The organism is Rhizobium sp. LC145 (assembly GCF_001005825.1).
Lineage (GTDB): Bacteria > Pseudomonadota > Alphaproteobacteria > Rhizobiales > Rhizobiaceae > Neorhizobium.
The window spans coordinates 244,333-260,208 of sequence record NZ_LBHV01000004.1 but is presented as its reverse complement, the minus strand read 5'-3'; the positions used below and the strand labels follow the sequence as shown (position 1 = coordinate 260,208).

Genomic DNA, 15,876 nt, shown 5'->3' with positions numbered 1-15,876 from the left:
TCTCCCAAACATTCCTTCCGCTTTTTGTTCCAAGCATTGCATTGGCCGGGTTGCCCCCCTATGATCGGGCCCGAGTGAAGGTGCATAGCTCCGAAAACCGGCTCCGGTTTTCTGAACTGTGCGCGAAACATCGTTTCCAGGATTGCCCGCCGTTTTGCAGCGGCATGGCCTTCGAAGCGGTGAACTGTTTCGTGCGCAGGATATTGTCCCAGCTAAAGAGCTTCTCTTGTTAACTGAAATATTCATCGTCATTGCTCTCACCGTTTTGAACGGTGTCCTCGCAATGTCGGAACTTGCCGTCGTCTCATCCCGCCCCATACGTCTGAAAGTCATGGCCGAGCAGGGCAACCGGGGGGCGGCGACCGCCATACGGCTTGCGGAAGATCCGGGCCGCTTTCTTTCCAGTGTTCAGATCGGCATTACCCTCGTCGGCATTCTGTCCGGCGCCTTCTCGGGCGCGACGCTTGGCGCCCGCTTCAGCAACTGGCTGCAGGTCCAGGGCCTTTCGACAAGCGCGGCGGATGCGCTCGGCGTCGGCTCGGTCGTGGTCGCCATCACCTATCTCTCGTTGATCGTCGGCGAACTCGTGCCGAAGCAGATCGCGTTGCGCGCACCGGAGGCGGTCGCGGCGCGTGTCGCACCCGCCATGAAATTGCTCGCGACATTCGCAGCGCCGATCGTCTGGTTCCTCGACGTTTCCGGCCGGACAGTGCTGCGACTTCTGGGGCAGAGGGGGGAGACCGGCGACCGGGTGACGGACGAGGAGATCCGCACCGTGCTTGCCGAGGCGCAGAGCGCCGGCGTGATCGAGAACGAGGAATCGGCGATGATCTCGGGCGTCATGCGGCTTGCCGACCGTACCGCGCGCGGCCTGATGACGCCGCGTCGCGACGTCGAGGTGGTCGATACCGAGGACGATCCGGAAGAACTCCGGACGCAGCTCAGGGCGACGACCCGTTCCCGCCTGCCGGTGCGCAAGGGCAGTTCCGACGAAATCGTTGGCGTGCTTTTCGTCAAGGATGCCTATGATTTCATGGCCGGCGGCAAGCTGTTCGATATCAAGAACATCATGCGCGACGCGCCGGTGGTCTCGGATCTGACCGGGGCGCTCGACGTGATCCAGGCGCTTCGGCGCGCGCCGGCCCATATGGTGCTGGTCTATGACGAATACGGCCATTTCGAAGGCATCATCACCTCCGGCGACGTGCTGGAGGCCATTACCGGCGTCTTCCAGGAAGACGAGGAGCAGGAGCCTGCCATCGTGCCGCGCGATGACGGTTCGTTCCTGATTGCCGGCTGGATGCCGGTCGACGAGTTCTCCGACCAGATGGGCTTCTCGCTGGGCAATGATCCTGACTACGAGACGGTCGCCGGCTTCGTGCTGGACGAGTTGAAGCATATTCCCGAACTCGGCGAGAGCTTCGTAAAGGACGGCTGGTGCTTCGAGGTGATCGATCTCGACGGACGCCGCATCGACAAATTGCTCGTGCGGCGGGCGGACGACTGATGACGGAGAGCCGCAGGAAGGCAGCCTTGAGGGAGGGGCGACTTGCCGCGCGCGACGCGATCCCGCCCGAAGAGCGCATCGAAAAGAGCCTTGCCATGGTGGCTTTCGGGCAGGAGGTAGTCGAGATCCGTCCGGGCACGATCGTTTCCGCCTTCCTTCCCATACGTTCGGAGGCCGACATTCGGCCTCTGATGGCTCTCTTGAGGGATCGCGGCGCGCGTATCTGCGTTCCCGTCATCCTGGACAAGCAGACCATCGTCTTCCGCGAACTCATCCGCGGCGCGGAACTGGTGAAGGGCGTTTTCGGCACTTCAGGGCCCGGACCGGAGGCGCCGGAACTCGAGCCCGACATCATGCTCGTGCCCCTTTCGGCCTTCGACGCGGTGGGTCATCGGATCGGCTACGGGGGTGGTTATTACGACCGCGCCATCCGGCGGCTGCACGAAAAAGGCCGGGACCCGCTGCTGATCGGGATTGCATTCGATTGCCAGGAGGTGGCATTTGTGCCCGCTGAAGATCACGACGTCAGATTGAATGCCGTCCTGACCGAAAGCGGTTTCCGGCCTTTCAGCCGGTAGATTGGATTGATATGCGTCTTTTATTCCTGGGGGACATGGTGGGCAAGACCGGCCGCACGGCGGTCTGGGAAAAGCTCCCCGGCCTCGTCTCCGACCTGAAGCTGGACTTCGTCATCGTCAACGGCGAGAACGCCGCCGGCGGCTTCGGCATCACCGAGGAAATCTTCCTCGAGACGGTCAATGCCGGTGCGGACGTGGTGACGACCGGCAACCACGTCTGGGACCAGAAGGAGGCGGTCTCCTTTTCCGAGCGGCACGACCAGTTCCTGAGACCTGCGAACTATCCGGCCGGAACGCCGGGCAGGGGTTCGGGCATCTATTATGCCCGCAACGGCGCCCGCGTGCTGGTCGCCAACATCATGGGGCGCGTCTTCATGCATCCCGAACTCGACGATCCCTTCAAGTCAGCCGAAGCGATCCTCGCCGCGTGCCCCTTGAAGGAGCAGGCGGATGCGATCGTCTTCGATTTCCATGCGGAGGCCACGAGCGAGAAGCAATGCTTCGGGCATTTCGTCGACGGCCGCGCCAGCCTGGTGGTGGGAACGCACACGCATGTGCCGACCGCCGATTGCCAGATCCTGAACGGCGGCACGGGCTACATGACCGATGCGGGCATGTGCGGCGATTACGACTCTTCTCTCGGCATGGACAAGGAGGAGCCGCTGAACCGCTTCATCTCGAAGATGCCGAAGGGGCGTTTCGAAGCCGCGACCGGCCCGGCCACAATCTGTGGGCTCGGGATCGAGATTTCCGATTCAACCGGACTTGCGGAAAAGATCGCGCCGCTGAGGATCGGCCCGAGGCTTTCGGAGAGCATTCCGGACTTCTGGAACTGACACCGCTTGCGGGTACGCCACCGCTGAAATGACGGAAATGTGAGGCCCGGCCGGCGAAAACCGGCTGGACCGGGTTTTCGCATTGCCGCATCTTCTTGGCCGTTGAATGGACTTGAGGGTGGCATGATGCTGCGGACCGTCGCATTCGCATTTTCCGGTTTTCTTCTCTTCGCAGCGGCGGCCAGCGCGCAGGATGCGCCCGTCAGCCAGTGCCATGCAATCGCCAGCAAGCTTCCCGACGTCACCTTCGCGAGCCTCAAACCGGCCGATCTCCTGCTGGCGCAAGCGAAGAGCGATGACGCGCTTTCGGCCAGAGAGGAAGTCAGGATCACCTTCGTCGGCCATTCGACCTATTTCATCGAATCCCCCGGCGGCGTCGGGATCGCGACGGATTACAGCGGCGCATATCAGCCCGATCGTCTTCCAGACGTGGTGACGATGAACAAGGCGCATTCGACGCATTACACCCTCAACCCCGATCCCGAGATCGAACATGTGTTGCATGGATGGAGCGATGTGCCGGGAGAAATGGCCAAGCATAACCTGGCGGTGGGGGATGCCTATATCCGCAACGTCACCACCGACATCCGCTCATGGGGCGGCGATTTCGAGGAGAACGGCAATTCGATCTTCATCTTCGAGATCGCCGGCCTGTGCATTGGCCATCTCGGGCATCTGCATCACGAATTGACCGACGACCACTATACCGAGATCGGCCGCCTCGACGTTCTCATGGTGCCGGTCGACGGCGGGCTCACCATGGGTGCGGACAGCATGAGCCGCGTCGTGCAGCGGCTGCGCTCGGCGCTCATCCTGCCCATGCACCGCTGGGGACCGCCGCTCGACCGCTTCCTCTCGATGTTCGACGGCAGGTTCGACATCGCCCATGCGAGCGAACGCACGCTTCGCGTTTCGCTGCGCACGCTGCCCAGGAAGCCGACGATCATGGTGCCGCAGGGCCTTTGAGGCCCTAGCGTCTGCCTTCGCCCCGCCAGCAAAAGCATCGAATGCTCTTGAACGGGCAGCCCTTCGAAATTATAAGGCGCCCATTCCAGAACAAGCCGAAGCTAAAACATCAGGGGTGCCATGGCTGGCCATTCACAGTTCAAGAACATCATGCACCGCAAGGGTCGCCAGGATTCGATCCGGTCCAAGCTGTTCTCCAAGCTTGCGCGCGAAATCACCGTTGCGGCAAAGGCGGGTCTGCCCGACCCGACCATGAATGCGGCTTTGCGTCTGGCGGTTCAGAACGCCAAGGCGCAGTCCATGCCGAAGGACAATATCGATCGCGCCATCAAGAAGGCATCCGGTGCCGACGCCGAGACCTATGATGCGGTCCGCTACGAGGGTTACGGCCCGGGCGGCACGGCCGTCATCGTCGAGGCGCTGACCGACAACCGCAACCGCACGGCTTCGAATGTCCGCTCGATCTTCTCCAAGGCGGGCGGCGCGCTCGGCGAAACCGGATCGGTTTCCTTCTCCTTCGACCATGTGGGCGAGATCACCTACAAGCCCTCCGCCGGCGATGCCGACACGGTGATGGAAGCAGCGATCGAGGCCGGCGCCGACGACGTGACCTCCGACGAAGACGGCCACACCATTATCTGCGAGTTCGAAAGCCTCGGCGAAGTTTCCAAGGCGCTTGAAGCCACGCTCGGCGAGGCCGAAACGGTCAAGGCGATCTGGAGGCCGCAGAACACCATCGAGGTGGACGAGGAAAAAGCCCAGTCGCTGATGAAGCTCATCGACAATCTCGAGGACGACGACGACGTGCAGAACGTCTATTCGAACTTCGAGGTTTCCGACGAGGTCATGGCCAAGCTCTCGGCCTAATTTTTCCCCTCCCCAACCCCTCCCCATAAGGGGGAGGGGCTAATCCGTCGAACCCTGCTGGGGTGCGGCGAATTTTCTCCCCCCTTGTGGGGGAGATGGCCGGCAGGCCAGAGGGGGTAGTGCTATGCTTCCACCTTCTCCATCATCGGCAGGGTTGCAAACAGCTCGACCGACCTCAGTCGCGCCTCAATGTCGTGGATCGGCATCGAGATGATGAGTTCGTCCGCTTCCGTTTCCTTCAGGAAATCCGTGAGCTTCGCCTCGATCGTGGAAACCGAGCCCACCGCGGCATAGCGAAGCGTATGCTCGACGCTCAGCTTCTCCATCGGCGTCCAGAGGCCTTCCATGCTGTCGACCGGTTTCGGGAAGCGCGTGCGGATGTTCTTGCGAAGGTTCACGAATTGCTGCTGCGACGAGGTGAAGAGCCGGTCGGCTTCCGCGTCCGTTTCTGCCGCAGCGCCCATCACGCCCACCATGACATAGGGTTTGTCCAGCGACGCGGAGGGCTGAAAGCGGTCGCGATAGATGGAAATGGCGTCGATCAGCATGTCCGGCGCGAAATGCGAGGCGAAGGCGTATGGGAGGCCCAGGGCCGCGGCGAGATGGGCGCTGTAGAGGCTCGAGCCCAGGAGCCAGATCGGAACCTGGCTGTTCATTCCGGGTACGGCCAGGATAGGCTGATTTTCCTCCGGCGCCCCAAGAAGGCGCTGCAATTCGACGATGTCATGCGGGAAGTTTTCCGCGCCGGATTCCAGGTTACGGCGCAGGGCCTGGGCGGTGCGCATGTCGGTTCCGGGAGCCCGGCCGAGGCCGAGATCGACGCGACCGGGAAGGAGCGCTTCCAGCGTGCCGAACTGCTCGGCGATCACCAGCGGCGAATGGTTCGGCAGCATGATGCCGCCGGAGCCGACGCGGATGGTCTTCGTCGCCGCGCCCAGATGGGCGATGACCAGAGAGGTCGCGGCACTGGCAATGCCCGGCATGCCGTGATGCTCGGCAAGCCAGACGCGCTTATATCCCTGTTCTTCGGCCTTGATCGCCATGCGGCGGGATTGTTCGAGGGCATCGCGCGCGGAATGGTCTTCACCGATCGGTGAAAGATCGAGAATGGAGAAGGGGATCATCGGCATGTCCAATAGGGCGGTTGAGGGGCGGGATTGTTCGCCCCTCATGTAGGCACTCGCCGGCGAAATGCGACCCCTCCGCCAATCACCGGAAACAGGCCGGCCTGACGCTGCCGCTCATGATTTGACGAGGCGCAGATGCGTGCCCGGCCGCGATGGCGTCGGAGGTTGCGGCGTCAGAACGGTGACGGGAATGTACCGTCCGGCCTGCTGGCCGATTGCCGCGATCTCCCGATCCATCCGGTCGAGGATCATCCTCAGCGCGTGTTCGCCGGCATTTCCCTGGCGGCTTGCCCTGGCAAGCTCGGAAAGATCGGCCTGCAAGGCGGAGGCCGCGTCGGCCTCGATGACCGCGCCCGTCGCGAGATCGCGGACATGCTCGTCCAGAGCATCGACATAGAGGGAGATGGCGGCGATCTCGCGGCCTGTCCGCTCGGCGCGATCTCGGGCGAGGGTTGCCGCTTGCGCCGACCCAGCCACGGCCGCCGAGAGCATGCCTGCCGTGGCTGCAAGACCTTCGGCCAGCGCGCGAAGTTCCTTGCCGTTGGCCTCGTTTCCTGCCTTCGATGCCAGTTTCCCGGCCTCGCCGGCGGTCTGCTCGATCGCGGCGACCAGCGGCGTCAGATCAAGCGTTGCTTCTTCTGCGTTGCCGAGCGCCGCAAGGGAAGCCTCACAGGCCTGCCGGGGCTCGCGCATGTCGAGCCGTGCGTTATGGGCGATCGCGCCCGCATGCTCAGCCTGGGTCTTCTGCCGTCCGGCGGTCAGCGCGAGCTCGCTCGCTTCGGCGAAGGCTTTGGTCAGCATCGAAGCCTGGGCGGCTGCCGCATCGGCCCGGCCTTCCAGCTCCTGGCGTAGGTTATAGGAGGCATCGCGCAGGAGATCGGATCTTTCCGCCACCGCCTCCATGCTGCCTGCGATCATGCGCAGGCTTCGGTTGAAATCGTTGCGAAGCCCTTCGTAGGCTCTCGGGAAGGGCGTTTCGATGACGTGGGAGAGATCGCCGGAGGCGAGGCTGCGCAAGCCCGCATCCAGCGCGCTGACGACGCTGCGCAGGTTCTGCACCTCGATCTCGATGTTCTCGCGATCCTTCAGCATGGTCGGCTCTCCTGGCATCTCGGGCCCGCATTTCGTCGAAGCGGAATGCGGAAAGGAAGAGGTCGTTGCATCGGCTAAGACCGTTCTCCCCGAAACCTTGGCCGGAGACTTAACAAGCGGTTAACCTAAATCGGGCGCATGCGTCGTTTTTGTTTTGTTCACATTCTCGTGGCACTTGCCGATGCCGAAAGGTAGGGTAAGGCATGACAGAGACGATTCGCATCATCGGCATAGATCCGGGCCTCCGGCGCACCGGCTGGGGCGTCATCGAGACGCTCGGCAACAGCTTGCGCTTCGTCGCTTCGGGCACCGTCATTTCCGATGGCGACATGGATCTCGCCTCCCGCCTTTGCCAGCTCCATGACGGGCTTGCCGAGGTGGTGCACGCCTACCAGCCGGACGAGGCGGCGGTGGAGCAGACCTTCGTCAACAAGGATGCCGTCGCCACGCTGAAGCTCGGCCAGGCGAGGGGGATCGCCATGCTGGTGCCGGCGCGGGCCGGATTGCCGGTTTCCGAATACGCCCCGAACGCGGTGAAGAAGTCGGTGATCGGTGTCGGCCACGGGGAAAAGCAGCAGATCCACATGATGCTGAAGATCCTGATGCCGAAGGCGACATTCACCGGCAACGACGCAGCCGACGCATTGGCCATCGCCATCTGCCACGCGCATCATCGGGGCGGCCAGCGAATGCGCGCGGTGCTCGCCGGCTAGTTTGTTCTTGACTTGTTCTTAATGTAAGGATATTTCTTACTCGTATTACGGAGGGCGTGATGCGAGTGACATCGAAAGGCCAAGTGACCATACCACGGGATCTGCGCGAGCTCGCCGGGATCGAAACCAACAGCGAGGTGGTCTTTGCCATGGAAGGCGGGAAGATTACCATTGTTCCGAAGGTGGATCGGCGAATGGCGGCCGACCGGCAGCGACTCGATCGCTTCATGCAGGCGCTTCGCAGGGTGGAGGGAACCGGCGATCAGGCTGTGGATGCGGACGCATTGATGCGCATCACGCGGGACCGTGATTAACCGGTGGCGACGCTCGTCGATACGAATGTGCTGGTCGATGTCGCCGTTCGCGACCCGGACTGGCATTCATGGTCGCTCAACCAGTTGTTTGCTGCGGCCGGGCGCGGCGCCGTCATCATAAACCAGATCATCTACTCCGAATTCTCCTATCGCTACGACGATCCCGACGAGGTTGAGAGGCTGCTTCCCGAAACCGAGTTTCTGCGCGAAGGTCTGCCCTGGCCCGCTGCATTCGCGGCGGCACAGGCGTTCCGGCTCTATCGGGCGGGAGGGGGCAAGAAGGAGCGGGTGCTTCCGGATTTCCTGATCGGTGCCCATGCGGCCATCCGGGGATATCCGATCCTCACGCGCGACCCTTCCGGATACCGCAGCTATTTCCCCATGGTCGAGCTGATCACGCCGGAAACCCACCCCATGAAGGACCTGACCAGATGATCGGCAAGCTCAAAGGCACCATCGACGAGATCGGCGAGGACTACCTGCTCGTGGACGTGCATGGCGTCTGTTACGAAGCCTTCTGCTCGGGACGCACGCTTTCGAAGATAGGGTCGGTGGGCGAGGCGGTGGTGCTGTTCATCGAGACCTATGTGCGCGAGGACCAGTTCAAGCTCTTCGGTTTCGCCTCGGCTCTGGAGCGCGAATGGTTCAACTTGCTTCAGAGCGTACAGGGGGTCGGCGCCAAGGTGGCGCTTGCGGTGCTCTCGACGCTGACGCCTTCCGAGCTCGCCAATGCCATTGCCTTGCAGGATAAGGCTACAGTCGCCCGTGCGCCGGGGGTAGGGCCGAAGGTCGCGGTGCGCATCGTCACCGAACTGAAGAACAAGGCGCCCGCCTTTGCAGGGGATGCCGCCGCCAATATCGGCATCAAGCAGGAACTCGGCGAAGGGGTGGCCGCCGCGCCCGTCGCGGATGCTGTCTCGGCGCTTACCAATCTCGGCTACTCGCGCGACCAGGCCGCAAATGCGGTCGCTGCGGCGTTGAAGAACGGGGGTGAAGAGGCCGACAGCGCCAAGCTGATCCGGCTGGGGCTGAAAGAGCTGGCGCGATAGAAGGATTGCAAAGGGTATGCTGCCTTACTATTCTAAAAATGTAAGGCGAGGCGGAGCGGAGCTGTAAGATGGGCTTCAATATCACGATCACATCCAAGGGGCAGATGACCATCCCGAAGGACCTGCGCGATCAACTGAAGGTCAAGCCGGGTGACAAGTGTTATGCCTGGGTTCGCAACGGGGAGATGGTGGTCATCCCAAGGAACAAACCCCTAAGCGAACTGGCAAGCATACTCGGCAAGCCGCCGGTTGATGCGCCGTTCTTGCAGAGGGATATTGATGATGCCGTTATGGATGCGGCCGTCGAGCGATATGAAAGAGCGATCGAGCAGAGCGGTGGAGAATGAGTGAGCGCATCGGCATCGACACCAACGTTCTGTTGCGGATTGCCATTCCCGACGACGTGAGGCAGGTGGATGCCCTTCGCAGGCTCTTGGATCGGCTGGGCACTGACGACATTCTCTTTGTCAATGTCTCCGTCATACTTGAAGCGAATTGGGTTCTGAATCGCAAATATCGCTATCCAAAGGACCGTATTTTGGATTTCATTCAGGCCATATTGGAGCGCCGCGAATTCGAAGTGGCGGCTTATGAGGCGGTTGGCAATGCCGTCCATTTCTGCCGGATGTTCAATGTAGATTTCGCCGATGCCCTGCTGAGTGAAATGAATCGAATCGACGGCTGCAGCACGACAATGACCTTCGACAAAAAGGCAGCAAGCCGCGTACCCGGAATGGAACTTCTCGCATGAATGAACCCGCCCGCCTGATAACGCCGGAAAAGCGTGGCGAAGACCTGGATACGACGCTGCGGCCGCAGACGCTGGACGATTTCACCGGCCAGGCGGAGGCGCGCGCCAATCTGAAAATCTTCATCGAGGCGGCGAAGAATCGTGGCGAGGCGCTGGATCACGTGCTCTTCGTCGGGCCGCCGGGGCTGGGCAAGACGACGCTGGCCCAGATCATGGCGAAGGAACTCGGCGTCAATTTCCGCTCGACCTCCGGCCCGGTGATCGCCAAGGCCGGCGATCTAGCGGCGCTGCTCACCAATCTCGAAGAGCGCGACGTGCTCTTCATCGACGAAATCCACCGGCTCAATCCGGCTGTCGAGGAAATCCTCTATCCGGCCATGGAGGATTTCCAGCTCGATCTCATCATCGGCGAAGGTCCGGCGGCGCGTTCGGTCAAGATCGACCTTTCGAAGTTCACGCTGGTGGCCGCGACGACCCGGCTCGGCCTCCTCACCACGCCGTTGCGGGACCGGTTCGGCATTCCGGTGCGGCTCAGCTTCTATACCGTCGAGGAACTGGAACTGATCGTCCGGCGTGGGGCGCGGCTCATGAACCTGCCGATGACCGATGACGGGGCGCGCGAGGTGGCGAGACGGGCGCGCGGGACGCCGCGCATCGCCGGGCGCCTATTGCGCCGGGTGCGCGATTTTGCCGAGGTGGCGCGCGCCGAGGCGGTCACACGCGAGATCGCCGACGAGGCGCTCAACCGGCTCCTTGTCGACAATATGGGGCTCGATCAGCTCGACCGGCGCTACCTCAGCATGATCGCGATGAATTTCGGCGGCGGCCCGGTCGGCATCGAGACGATCGCGGCCGGGCTTTCCGAGCCGCGGGACGCGATCGAGGACATCATCGAGCCCTACATGATCCAACAGGGCTTCATCCAGCGCACGCCGCGCGGCCGGGTGCTGACGGCCAATGCCTGGAAGCATCTGGGTCTCCAACCGCCGAAGGATATCGAGGCGGCGCAGTTCCGTCTGTTCACAGAGGAAGACTGAGTGGTTACCCGTCGGGGCTTGCTGCGGACGTTCGGGACGATGCTGCTTGCCAGCGTGGCGACCGGCGCCTATGCGGTGGCCTATGAACCGGTTTTCCGCCTGCGGACCGCGACCTATCGGATCACGCCGCCGAACTGGCCGGAAGGTTTGCGCCTGCGGCTGGTGCTGCTCGCCGACCTGCATGCCTGCGAACCGTGGATGCCGGCCTGGCGCATCCGGAGCATCTGCGGGGAGGCAAACCGGCTCGGCGGCGACATGATCCTCCTTCTCGGGGATTTCGTTTCCGGAATGACGCTGTCGCTGGGCACGGTCGCGCCGGAAATATGGGCCGGAGAGCTGGCGAAGCTTTCCGCGCCGCTCGGTGTGCATGCCATCATGGGCAATCACGATTGGGGCGACGACCCGGAAGCCATGGCGAAAATGGAGGGGCCGACGATTTCGCACCGCGCTCTCGCCTCCGTCGGCATACTGGTCTACGACAACCGCGCGGAGCGGTTCGAGAAGGAAGGGCAAGCTTTCTGGTTGGCCGGGCTTGCCGACCAGCTCGAGCCGCGCCGCGGACAGGATGATCTGCCTGGAACACTCGCCCAGGTCACGGACGACGCACCGGTCATCCTCATGGCGCATGAGCCGGACATCTTTCCGCGCGTGCCGCCGCGGATCGCGGTCACGCTTTCTGGACATACCCATGGCGGCCAGATCCGCCTGTTCGATTATTCGCCCATGGTTCCCTCGCAATTCGGCAATCGCTATGCCTATGGTCATGTGGTGGAGGATGCCCGCAATCTCGTCGTATCGGGCGGGCTCGGCTGTTCCATCATGCCGGTGCGCCTAGGCTCTCCTCCCGAAATCACAGTCGTCGACTTAGGTTAGACACATGCCCGGCCGCACCCGTATCCGAATTAAGTCCAAGCCGAAGCGTGTTTTCCAGATGCGGGTGGCGGGCTTGGGTTTTCGCGAAGGCCATGTGCTGGTGCACCGGGCCGTGCATGAACCGTTCTGGACCTTTCCGGGTGGCAGGGCCGAAATCGGGGAAACTTCCGAGGAGACGCTTCGGCGCGAGATGATCGAGGAGCTCGGCGTCGAGGTGGGGGTAGGGCGGCTTCTCTGGGTGGTCGAGAACTTCTTCCAGTACGAGGAGCGCGACTGGCACGAACTCGGCTTCTATTACCACATGGATGTGCCGGCGCATTTCCCCTTCCGGCCGCACGAAATCGTCCACCGGGTTCAGGACGAGCACGAGCTGGAATTCAAATGGGTGCCGGCGACGGTCGCTTCGCTCCGGGCACTCGACATTCCGCCCTATTTCATCGCGGAAGAGATCGAAAGCCTGCCGCCAAGCCCGCGCCATCTCGTCTGGCGTGATGGCGATCTCGACTTGAAACCCTGATTTTCGGAACATCGCCGGTCGTTTCCGGTTCTCCTGCCGAAGGAGAAACCTCATGCAACATATCGAGAAGGCTGAAGAATATCCCAGCCGTGTTCCGCCGCCCGAGGTCGCGGTGGCTGCCGAGAGGGGGTTGAAGCTTCGCACCCAGTTCCGGCGCGGAGGCACGATGGCGGCGATTGCCAGGGCACGTGATCTCAAGAACCGCAGACCGCTTTCCGAGCAGACGATGCGGCGCATGATCCGCTACTTCAAGCGCTTGAAGAGCGAGAGCCGAGCCGAGAATTTCGGAAACGAGGAGAACCCTTCCACCGGCTATATCGCTTGGCTGCTCTGGGGTGGCGATGCCGGCAAGGCCTGGGCGGAAGAGCATAAGCAGGCCATGGAAAAGGCGAAAAGCGAAGCTCGGACGCGACGGTTCAGCCGGCAGGGCTGAAAGCTGCGGCGATCTCGCGGATGGTCTCACGGAAGAGGTCTTCGCCTCCGGGCCGCCAGCCGAGCGTTTCTATCTTATCCGTCGACATGACATCGATCGCGCCGCGATCGGCGGCCGGCGGCAGTTCATGCGGCCGGTCGGGGAGGGCGGAGAGGATGTCGCGCGTATCGACCAGAATATCCGAGACGTTGAAAGCCTGCCGGTCGATCCTGCCGGCTTCGGCCTCAAGCATCAGCCGCACGGCCGCCGCGGTATCGCGTCCGTGCACCTCGGTTCCGGCGCGTGGCGAAACCGGGTTCCCGGCCAGATAATCGGCAATGAGGCCATCCCATTTGTTGGGTGTGAAATGGCCGTAGACGCCGGTGAGCCTGAGGCTGGCGGTGGCAAAGCCTGGGCTGGAGAGGGCGGCGAGCGCCATTTCGCCGAGCAGCTTGATCTCGCCGTAAAGGCTTTTCGGGGCAAGCGCCAGGTCTTCGGTCAGCACCGTATCCGGCGGGAGGCCGTCATAGACGGCGCGGCTGGAAAGAAAGACCGCGCGCCGCGTGCCGGCTTTGCGCGCCGTCTCGAAGAGACGCACGGTGCCGTCGAGATTCAGCCGGCGAAAGCGCTCCGGATCATCTCCTTCGCCGCCGCGGTATTTTCCCGGCACGTGATCGAAGGCGGCATGGACGAAAAAATAGGCATCGTCGAAGGCTTCGATCTGGTCGGCATCGGGATCGAGCGAGAGGGGAACGAAGCCGACCGGCCGTGAAAACCAGCTGTCCGGCGGTGGGCGCTGCCCGCCGATGATGACCCGGTAGCCGCCGGCAAGGAGGCCTTCCACGATATGCCGGCCGACAAGGCCCGTTCCGCCGGAGACCAGCACCTTCATGGGCTTGGCTTCGGTTTCGGCATGCTGGAAAGATCTGGGATGCCTGCACCGTCATGCACCGCATGCCAGAGATCGATCAGGGGCCGCAACCGCTCCATCTTAGGATGATCCTTTTCCCAAGGCTTCTCATACTGGTAGTGGAGGATGCAAACGCTGTTCCAGTCCCAGAGTTCCGGCAGATTGAACCATACATATTGCAGCATGTTCATGAAGACCGGCAGGCCGTGCCAATCGGGAAAGAAAGTTTCGAGGAAGGTCTGGTCGGTGCGCCGCCAGAAGGCATCCGAACGGTCGAGCGCCGCCAGCATCCGGTCGAAGGTCTCCATGGAAGGCTTCGCGACGAAAACGCCGGAATTCAGCCGGTGGAAATCCGCAAGGCTCTCGTAGACGTTCGGCGCGGCGGAGAATTCCGGATAGCCGAAGAGCTTATCGACGTTTCTCAGCACCAGCGCATCGGCATCGATGAAGACGCAAGTCTCGTATTCGACGAGCTGCCAGAGCCGGAGCTTGCAGAAATTGTCGAGGGGCGTGTGGAAGTCCGGCTTGCGGCCCTTGGTGAAAGGCGCCGCGCCATGCAGGTTGCGGCGCGCGTGACGCTCGTTGAACGCATCGGAGAGCGGCAGGTGAGCGACTTTGATCAGCTGGCAACCCAGCCCTTCGAGCGGCGCGAGTTCGGAATGGGTTATTCCGCCGGTATGCAGCACGACGATATCCGCTTTCGTTCCTGTCTGGCGGATCGACTGGGCGAGGGCTTTCGCTCCCATCGCGTAATCGGCATTGGTGACGAGAGTGACGAAGGCGTGCTTCATGAGGCTTGGTGCTCTCCACACTCTCCGTCATTCCTGTGCTTGTCACAGGAATCCAGCCACGGCGCGTCTGCGCCGTGAATGAGCCTTTTTCGATCAATGAGTCTTCTGCGCCCAAGGACTTGGGCGCGCTGGACTCCTGTGACAGGCACAGGAATGACGGTATGTGAGGCAACCCTCGGCGTTCCCATCCGACTCACGATACCGATTTCAACCGCTTGCCTTCCGGATCGTGCTCGACCTTGGCGGCGATGTCCCTGGTCCACGCCGAAACGGCAGGAACGCGAGTCCTGTCAACGCGATAGGCGAATTTCTTCGCAACATCGACGATCTCGCCGAGCAGGCCTTCGCCGAGCGTGATTGGTTCCAGGCCGAGACCTAGGAACTTTTCGTTCTTCACGACCAGCTCGTTTTCCGGCGCTTCCTTGCGCGGGTTCGGCAACCAGGCGATTTTCGAGCCGGTCATCTTCGCCACCATCTCGGCGAGGTCGCGCACCCGGTGAGTTTCCGTCATCTGGTTGAAGATCTCCGCCCGGCTGCCGCGCGCCGGCGGATTGTTGAGCGCGATCTCGATGCAGCGGACCGAATCCTGGATATGGATGAAGGCGCGGGTCTGCCCGCCGGTGCCGTGCACGGTCAGCGGATAACCGATCGCCGCCTGGATGAGAAAACGATTCAAGACCGTCCCGTAATCCCCGTCATAATCGAATCTATTGATCAATTGCGGGTGGCGGCGCGTTTGCTCCGTATGGGTGCCCCAGACGATGCCCTGGTGCAGGTCGGTGATCCGCAGCCCGTCGTTCTTCGCGTAGAACTGGAAGAGGAGCTGATCCAGGCATTTGGTCATGTGGTAGATCGAGCCGGGATTGGCCGGATAGAGAATTTCCTGGGAGACGGTGCGGCCATCGACGGTCTCGATCCCGACAGGCAGATAGCCTTCGGGGATGGCGGCGCCCACCGTCGAGTAGCCGTAGACGCCCATGGTGCCGAGATGCACCAGATGCGCGTCGAGTTCGAGCTCCACCAGCGCGTTTAACAGATTGTGCGTGGCGTTCACGTTGTTGTTGACCGTGTAGTTCTTGTGCCGGTCGCTCTTCATCGAGTAGGGCGCGGCACGCTGTTCGGCGAAATGGATGATGGCGTCCGGGCGATGCCTGGCGAGCCAGCCCTTGAGAAGCTCGTAGTCCTTGGCGAGATCGATGAGGTGGAAATGGATGCGCCTGCCGGTTTCCGCATGCCAGACCCGGGTGCGTTCCTGGATGCTGTCCATCGGGGTCAGCGATTGCACGCCGAGCTCGGTATCGATCCAGCGGCGGGAGAGATTGTCGAGGATATGCACCTCATGGCCGGCCTCGGAGAGGTGAAGCGATGTCGGCCAGCCGACGAAGCCGTCGCCGCCCAGGACTGCTATCTTCATGAAATTCGTCTCCACTGGTTTTCGCCGATTTTCCTGATAGGGAGGAAGTGTGACAGGCTTTCAATACTGGGTCAGCGTTCCACGATTATCCAGTGAGCAATGAGGATTTTCCAAGGCAAGCG

At 62.2% G+C, this 15,876-nt stretch carries 20 protein-coding genes; 15 read left to right on the top strand and 5 right to left on the bottom strand.

Annotation, left to right across the window (positions count from 1 at the left end; translation table 11 throughout):
* Positions 1–226: 226 nt before the first annotated feature.
* The 5 genes from YH62_RS12810 (at position 227) to YH62_RS12790 (ending at position 4,754) form a co-directional block, all read left to right on the top strand.
* Positions 227–1,507, top strand: a complete 1,281-nt coding sequence (locus YH62_RS12810; protein WP_082118338.1) for a hemolysin family protein — start codon at positions 227–229, stop codon at positions 1,505–1,507.
* Positions 1,507–2,085: a 5-formyltetrahydrofolate cyclo-ligase gene (locus YH62_RS12805; RefSeq protein ID WP_046794605.1), complete on the top strand. Its 579-nt coding sequence runs from the start codon at positions 1,507–1,509 to the stop codon at positions 2,083–2,085. The genes YH62_RS12810 and YH62_RS12805 overlap by 1 nt, the downstream gene beginning before the upstream one ends.
* 11 nt (positions 2,086–2,096) lie before the next feature.
* Positions 2,097–2,921: a YmdB family metallophosphoesterase gene (locus YH62_RS12800; RefSeq protein WP_046794604.1), complete on the top strand. Its 825-nt coding sequence runs from the start codon at positions 2,097–2,099 to the stop codon at positions 2,919–2,921.
* A gap of 123 nt (positions 2,922–3,044) precedes the next feature.
* Entirely contained in the window at positions 3,045–3,887 is an 843-nt protein-coding gene (locus tag YH62_RS12795; protein ID WP_046794603.1) for an MBL fold metallo-hydrolase, read from the top strand.
* 120 nt (positions 3,888–4,007) lie between these two features.
* A complete protein-coding gene (locus tag YH62_RS12790) occupies positions 4,008–4,754 on the top strand; it encodes a YebC/PmpR family DNA-binding transcriptional regulator (RefSeq protein WP_046794602.1) in 747 nt (248 codons plus the stop codon).
* A 122-nt stretch (positions 4,755–4,876) separates the two neighbouring features.
* On the opposite strand, the gene YH62_RS12785 is transcribed toward YH62_RS12790, so the two are convergent.
* Both YH62_RS12785 and YH62_RS12780 read right to left on the bottom strand, forming a co-directional pair.
* A complete protein-coding gene (locus YH62_RS12785; protein WP_046795074.1) occupies positions 4,877–5,878 on the bottom strand; it encodes an LLM class flavin-dependent oxidoreductase in 1,002 nt (333 codons plus the stop codon).
* A 117-nt stretch (positions 5,879–5,995) separates the two neighbouring features.
* Positions 5,996–6,973 (bottom strand): methyl-accepting chemotaxis protein, encoded by a 978-nt coding sequence (locus YH62_RS12780; RefSeq protein ID WP_046794601.1) that lies wholly within the window; start codon positions 6,971–6,973, stop codon positions 5,996–5,998.
* Between the two features lie 203 nt (positions 6,974–7,176).
* On the opposite strand from YH62_RS12780, the gene ruvC reads away from it, so the two are divergent.
* From ruvC to YH62_RS12730, 10 genes are all read left to right on the top strand, one after another.
* Positions 7,177–7,686 (top strand): crossover junction endodeoxyribonuclease RuvC, encoded by a 510-nt coding sequence (ruvC, locus tag YH62_RS12775; protein WP_046794600.1) that lies wholly within the window; start codon positions 7,177–7,179, stop codon positions 7,684–7,686.
* A 59-nt stretch (positions 7,687–7,745) separates the two neighbouring features.
* Positions 7,746–8,000, top strand: coding sequence for an AbrB/MazE/SpoVT family DNA-binding domain-containing protein (locus YH62_RS12770; RefSeq protein WP_046794599.1), 255 nt, complete (start codon positions 7,746–7,748; stop codon positions 7,998–8,000).
* Positions 8,001–8,003: 3 nt separating this feature from the next.
* Complete coding sequence (locus YH62_RS12765; RefSeq protein WP_046794598.1) at positions 8,004–8,435, top strand: type II toxin-antitoxin system VapC family toxin; 432 nt, start codon at positions 8,004–8,006, stop codon at positions 8,433–8,435.
* Positions 8,432–9,049, top strand: a complete 618-nt coding sequence (ruvA, locus tag YH62_RS12760) for a Holliday junction branch migration protein RuvA (protein WP_046794597.1) — start codon at positions 8,432–8,434, stop codon at positions 9,047–9,049. The genes YH62_RS12765 and ruvA overlap by 4 nt, the downstream gene beginning before the upstream one ends.
* A gap of 68 nt (positions 9,050–9,117) precedes the next feature.
* On the top strand, positions 9,118–9,396 hold the full coding sequence (locus tag YH62_RS12755) for an AbrB/MazE/SpoVT family DNA-binding domain-containing protein (RefSeq protein WP_046794596.1): 279 nt from the start codon (positions 9,118–9,120) through the stop codon (positions 9,394–9,396).
* Positions 9,393–9,800 (top strand): type II toxin-antitoxin system VapC family toxin, encoded by a 408-nt coding sequence (locus YH62_RS12750; protein WP_046794595.1) that lies wholly within the window; start codon positions 9,393–9,395, stop codon positions 9,798–9,800. The genes YH62_RS12755 and YH62_RS12750 overlap by 4 nt, the downstream gene beginning before the upstream one ends.
* Positions 9,797–10,837 (top strand): Holliday junction branch migration DNA helicase RuvB, encoded by a 1,041-nt coding sequence (gene ruvB, locus YH62_RS12745; protein ID WP_046794594.1) that lies wholly within the window; start codon positions 9,797–9,799, stop codon positions 10,835–10,837. Before YH62_RS12750 ends, ruvB begins: the two co-directional genes overlap by 4 nt.
* Positions 10,838–11,710, top strand: coding sequence for a metallophosphoesterase (locus YH62_RS12740; RefSeq protein WP_046794593.1), 873 nt, complete (start codon positions 10,838–10,840; stop codon positions 11,708–11,710).
* Positions 11,711–11,714: 4 nt separating this feature from the next.
* On the top strand, positions 11,715–12,227 hold the full coding sequence (locus YH62_RS12735) for an NUDIX hydrolase (protein ID WP_046794592.1): 513 nt from the start codon (positions 11,715–11,717) through the stop codon (positions 12,225–12,227).
* A 52-nt stretch (positions 12,228–12,279) separates the two neighbouring features.
* Entirely contained in the window at positions 12,280–12,660 is a 381-nt protein-coding gene (locus YH62_RS12730) for a hypothetical protein (RefSeq protein ID WP_046794591.1), read from the top strand.
* On the opposite strand, the gene YH62_RS12725 is transcribed toward YH62_RS12730, so the two are convergent.
* The 3 genes from YH62_RS12725 to YH62_RS12715 form a co-directional block, all read right to left on the bottom strand.
* Complete coding sequence (locus tag YH62_RS12725) at positions 12,644–13,531, bottom strand: NAD(P)-dependent oxidoreductase (protein WP_046794590.1); 888 nt, start codon at positions 13,529–13,531, stop codon at positions 12,644–12,646. The two genes, YH62_RS12730 and YH62_RS12725, sit on opposite strands and share 17 nt — an antisense overlap.
* The gene (locus YH62_RS12720; RefSeq protein ID WP_046794589.1) at positions 13,528–14,340 is read right to left on the bottom strand and encodes a glycosyltransferase; all 813 of its coding nucleotides are present in this window, start codon (positions 14,338–14,340) and stop codon (positions 13,528–13,530) included. Before YH62_RS12720 ends, YH62_RS12725 begins: the two co-directional genes overlap by 4 nt.
* Before the next feature lie 193 nt (positions 14,341–14,533).
* Entirely contained in the window at positions 14,534–15,754 is a 1,221-nt protein-coding gene (locus YH62_RS12715) for an NAD-dependent epimerase/dehydratase family protein (RefSeq protein ID WP_046795073.1), read from the bottom strand.
* Positions 15,755–15,876 lie beyond the last annotated feature (122 nt).

What these genes read in the sequence shown, in the direction of transcription:
- YH62_RS12795 (WP_046794603.1), top strand. Translation starts at nt 3,045, where the DNA reads ATGATGCTGCGGACCGTCGCATTCGCATTTTCCGGTTTTCTTCTCTTC.
- YH62_RS12780 (WP_046794601.1), bottom strand. Translation starts at nt 6,973, where the DNA reads ATGCTGAAGGATCGCGAGAACATCGAGATCGAGGTGCAGAACCTGCGC.
- ruvC (WP_046794600.1), top strand. Translation starts at nt 7,177, where the DNA reads ATGACAGAGACGATTCGCATCATCGGCATAGATCCGGGCCTCCGGCGC.
- YH62_RS12805 (WP_046794605.1), top strand. Translation starts at nt 1,507, where the DNA reads ATGACGGAGAGCCGCAGGAAGGCAGCCTTGAGGGAGGGGCGACTTGCC.
- YH62_RS12725 (WP_046794590.1), bottom strand. Translation starts at nt 13,531, where the DNA reads ATGAAGGTGCTGGTCTCCGGCGGAACGGGCCTTGTCGGCCGGCATATC.
- YH62_RS12790 (WP_046794602.1), top strand. Translation starts at nt 4,008, where the DNA reads ATGGCTGGCCATTCACAGTTCAAGAACATCATGCACCGCAAGGGTCGC.
- YH62_RS12715 (WP_046795073.1), bottom strand. Translation starts at nt 15,754, where the DNA reads ATGAAGATAGCAGTCCTGGGCGGCGACGGCTTCGTCGGCTGGCCGACA.
- ruvB (WP_046794594.1), top strand. Translation starts at nt 9,797, where the DNA reads ATGAATGAACCCGCCCGCCTGATAACGCCGGAAAAGCGTGGCGAAGAC.
- ruvA (WP_046794597.1), top strand. Translation starts at nt 8,432, where the DNA reads ATGATCGGCAAGCTCAAAGGCACCATCGACGAGATCGGCGAGGACTAC.
- YH62_RS12800 (WP_046794604.1), top strand. Translation starts at nt 2,097, where the DNA reads ATGCGTCTTTTATTCCTGGGGGACATGGTGGGCAAGACCGGCCGCACG.
- YH62_RS12730 (WP_046794591.1), top strand. Translation starts at nt 12,280, where the DNA reads ATGCAACATATCGAGAAGGCTGAAGAATATCCCAGCCGTGTTCCGCCG.
- YH62_RS12755 (WP_046794596.1), top strand. Translation starts at nt 9,118, where the DNA reads ATGGGCTTCAATATCACGATCACATCCAAGGGGCAGATGACCATCCCG.
- YH62_RS12770 (WP_046794599.1), top strand. Translation starts at nt 7,746, where the DNA reads ATGCGAGTGACATCGAAAGGCCAAGTGACCATACCACGGGATCTGCGC.
- YH62_RS12735 (WP_046794592.1), top strand. Translation starts at nt 11,715, where the DNA reads ATGCCCGGCCGCACCCGTATCCGAATTAAGTCCAAGCCGAAGCGTGTT.
- YH62_RS12750 (WP_046794595.1), top strand. Translation starts at nt 9,393, where the DNA reads ATGAGTGAGCGCATCGGCATCGACACCAACGTTCTGTTGCGGATTGCC.
- YH62_RS12785 (WP_046795074.1), bottom strand. Translation starts at nt 5,878, where the DNA reads ATGATCCCCTTCTCCATTCTCGATCTTTCACCGATCGGTGAAGACCAT.
- YH62_RS12720 (WP_046794589.1), bottom strand. Translation starts at nt 14,340, where the DNA reads ATGAAGCACGCCTTCGTCACTCTCGTCACCAATGCCGATTACGCGATG.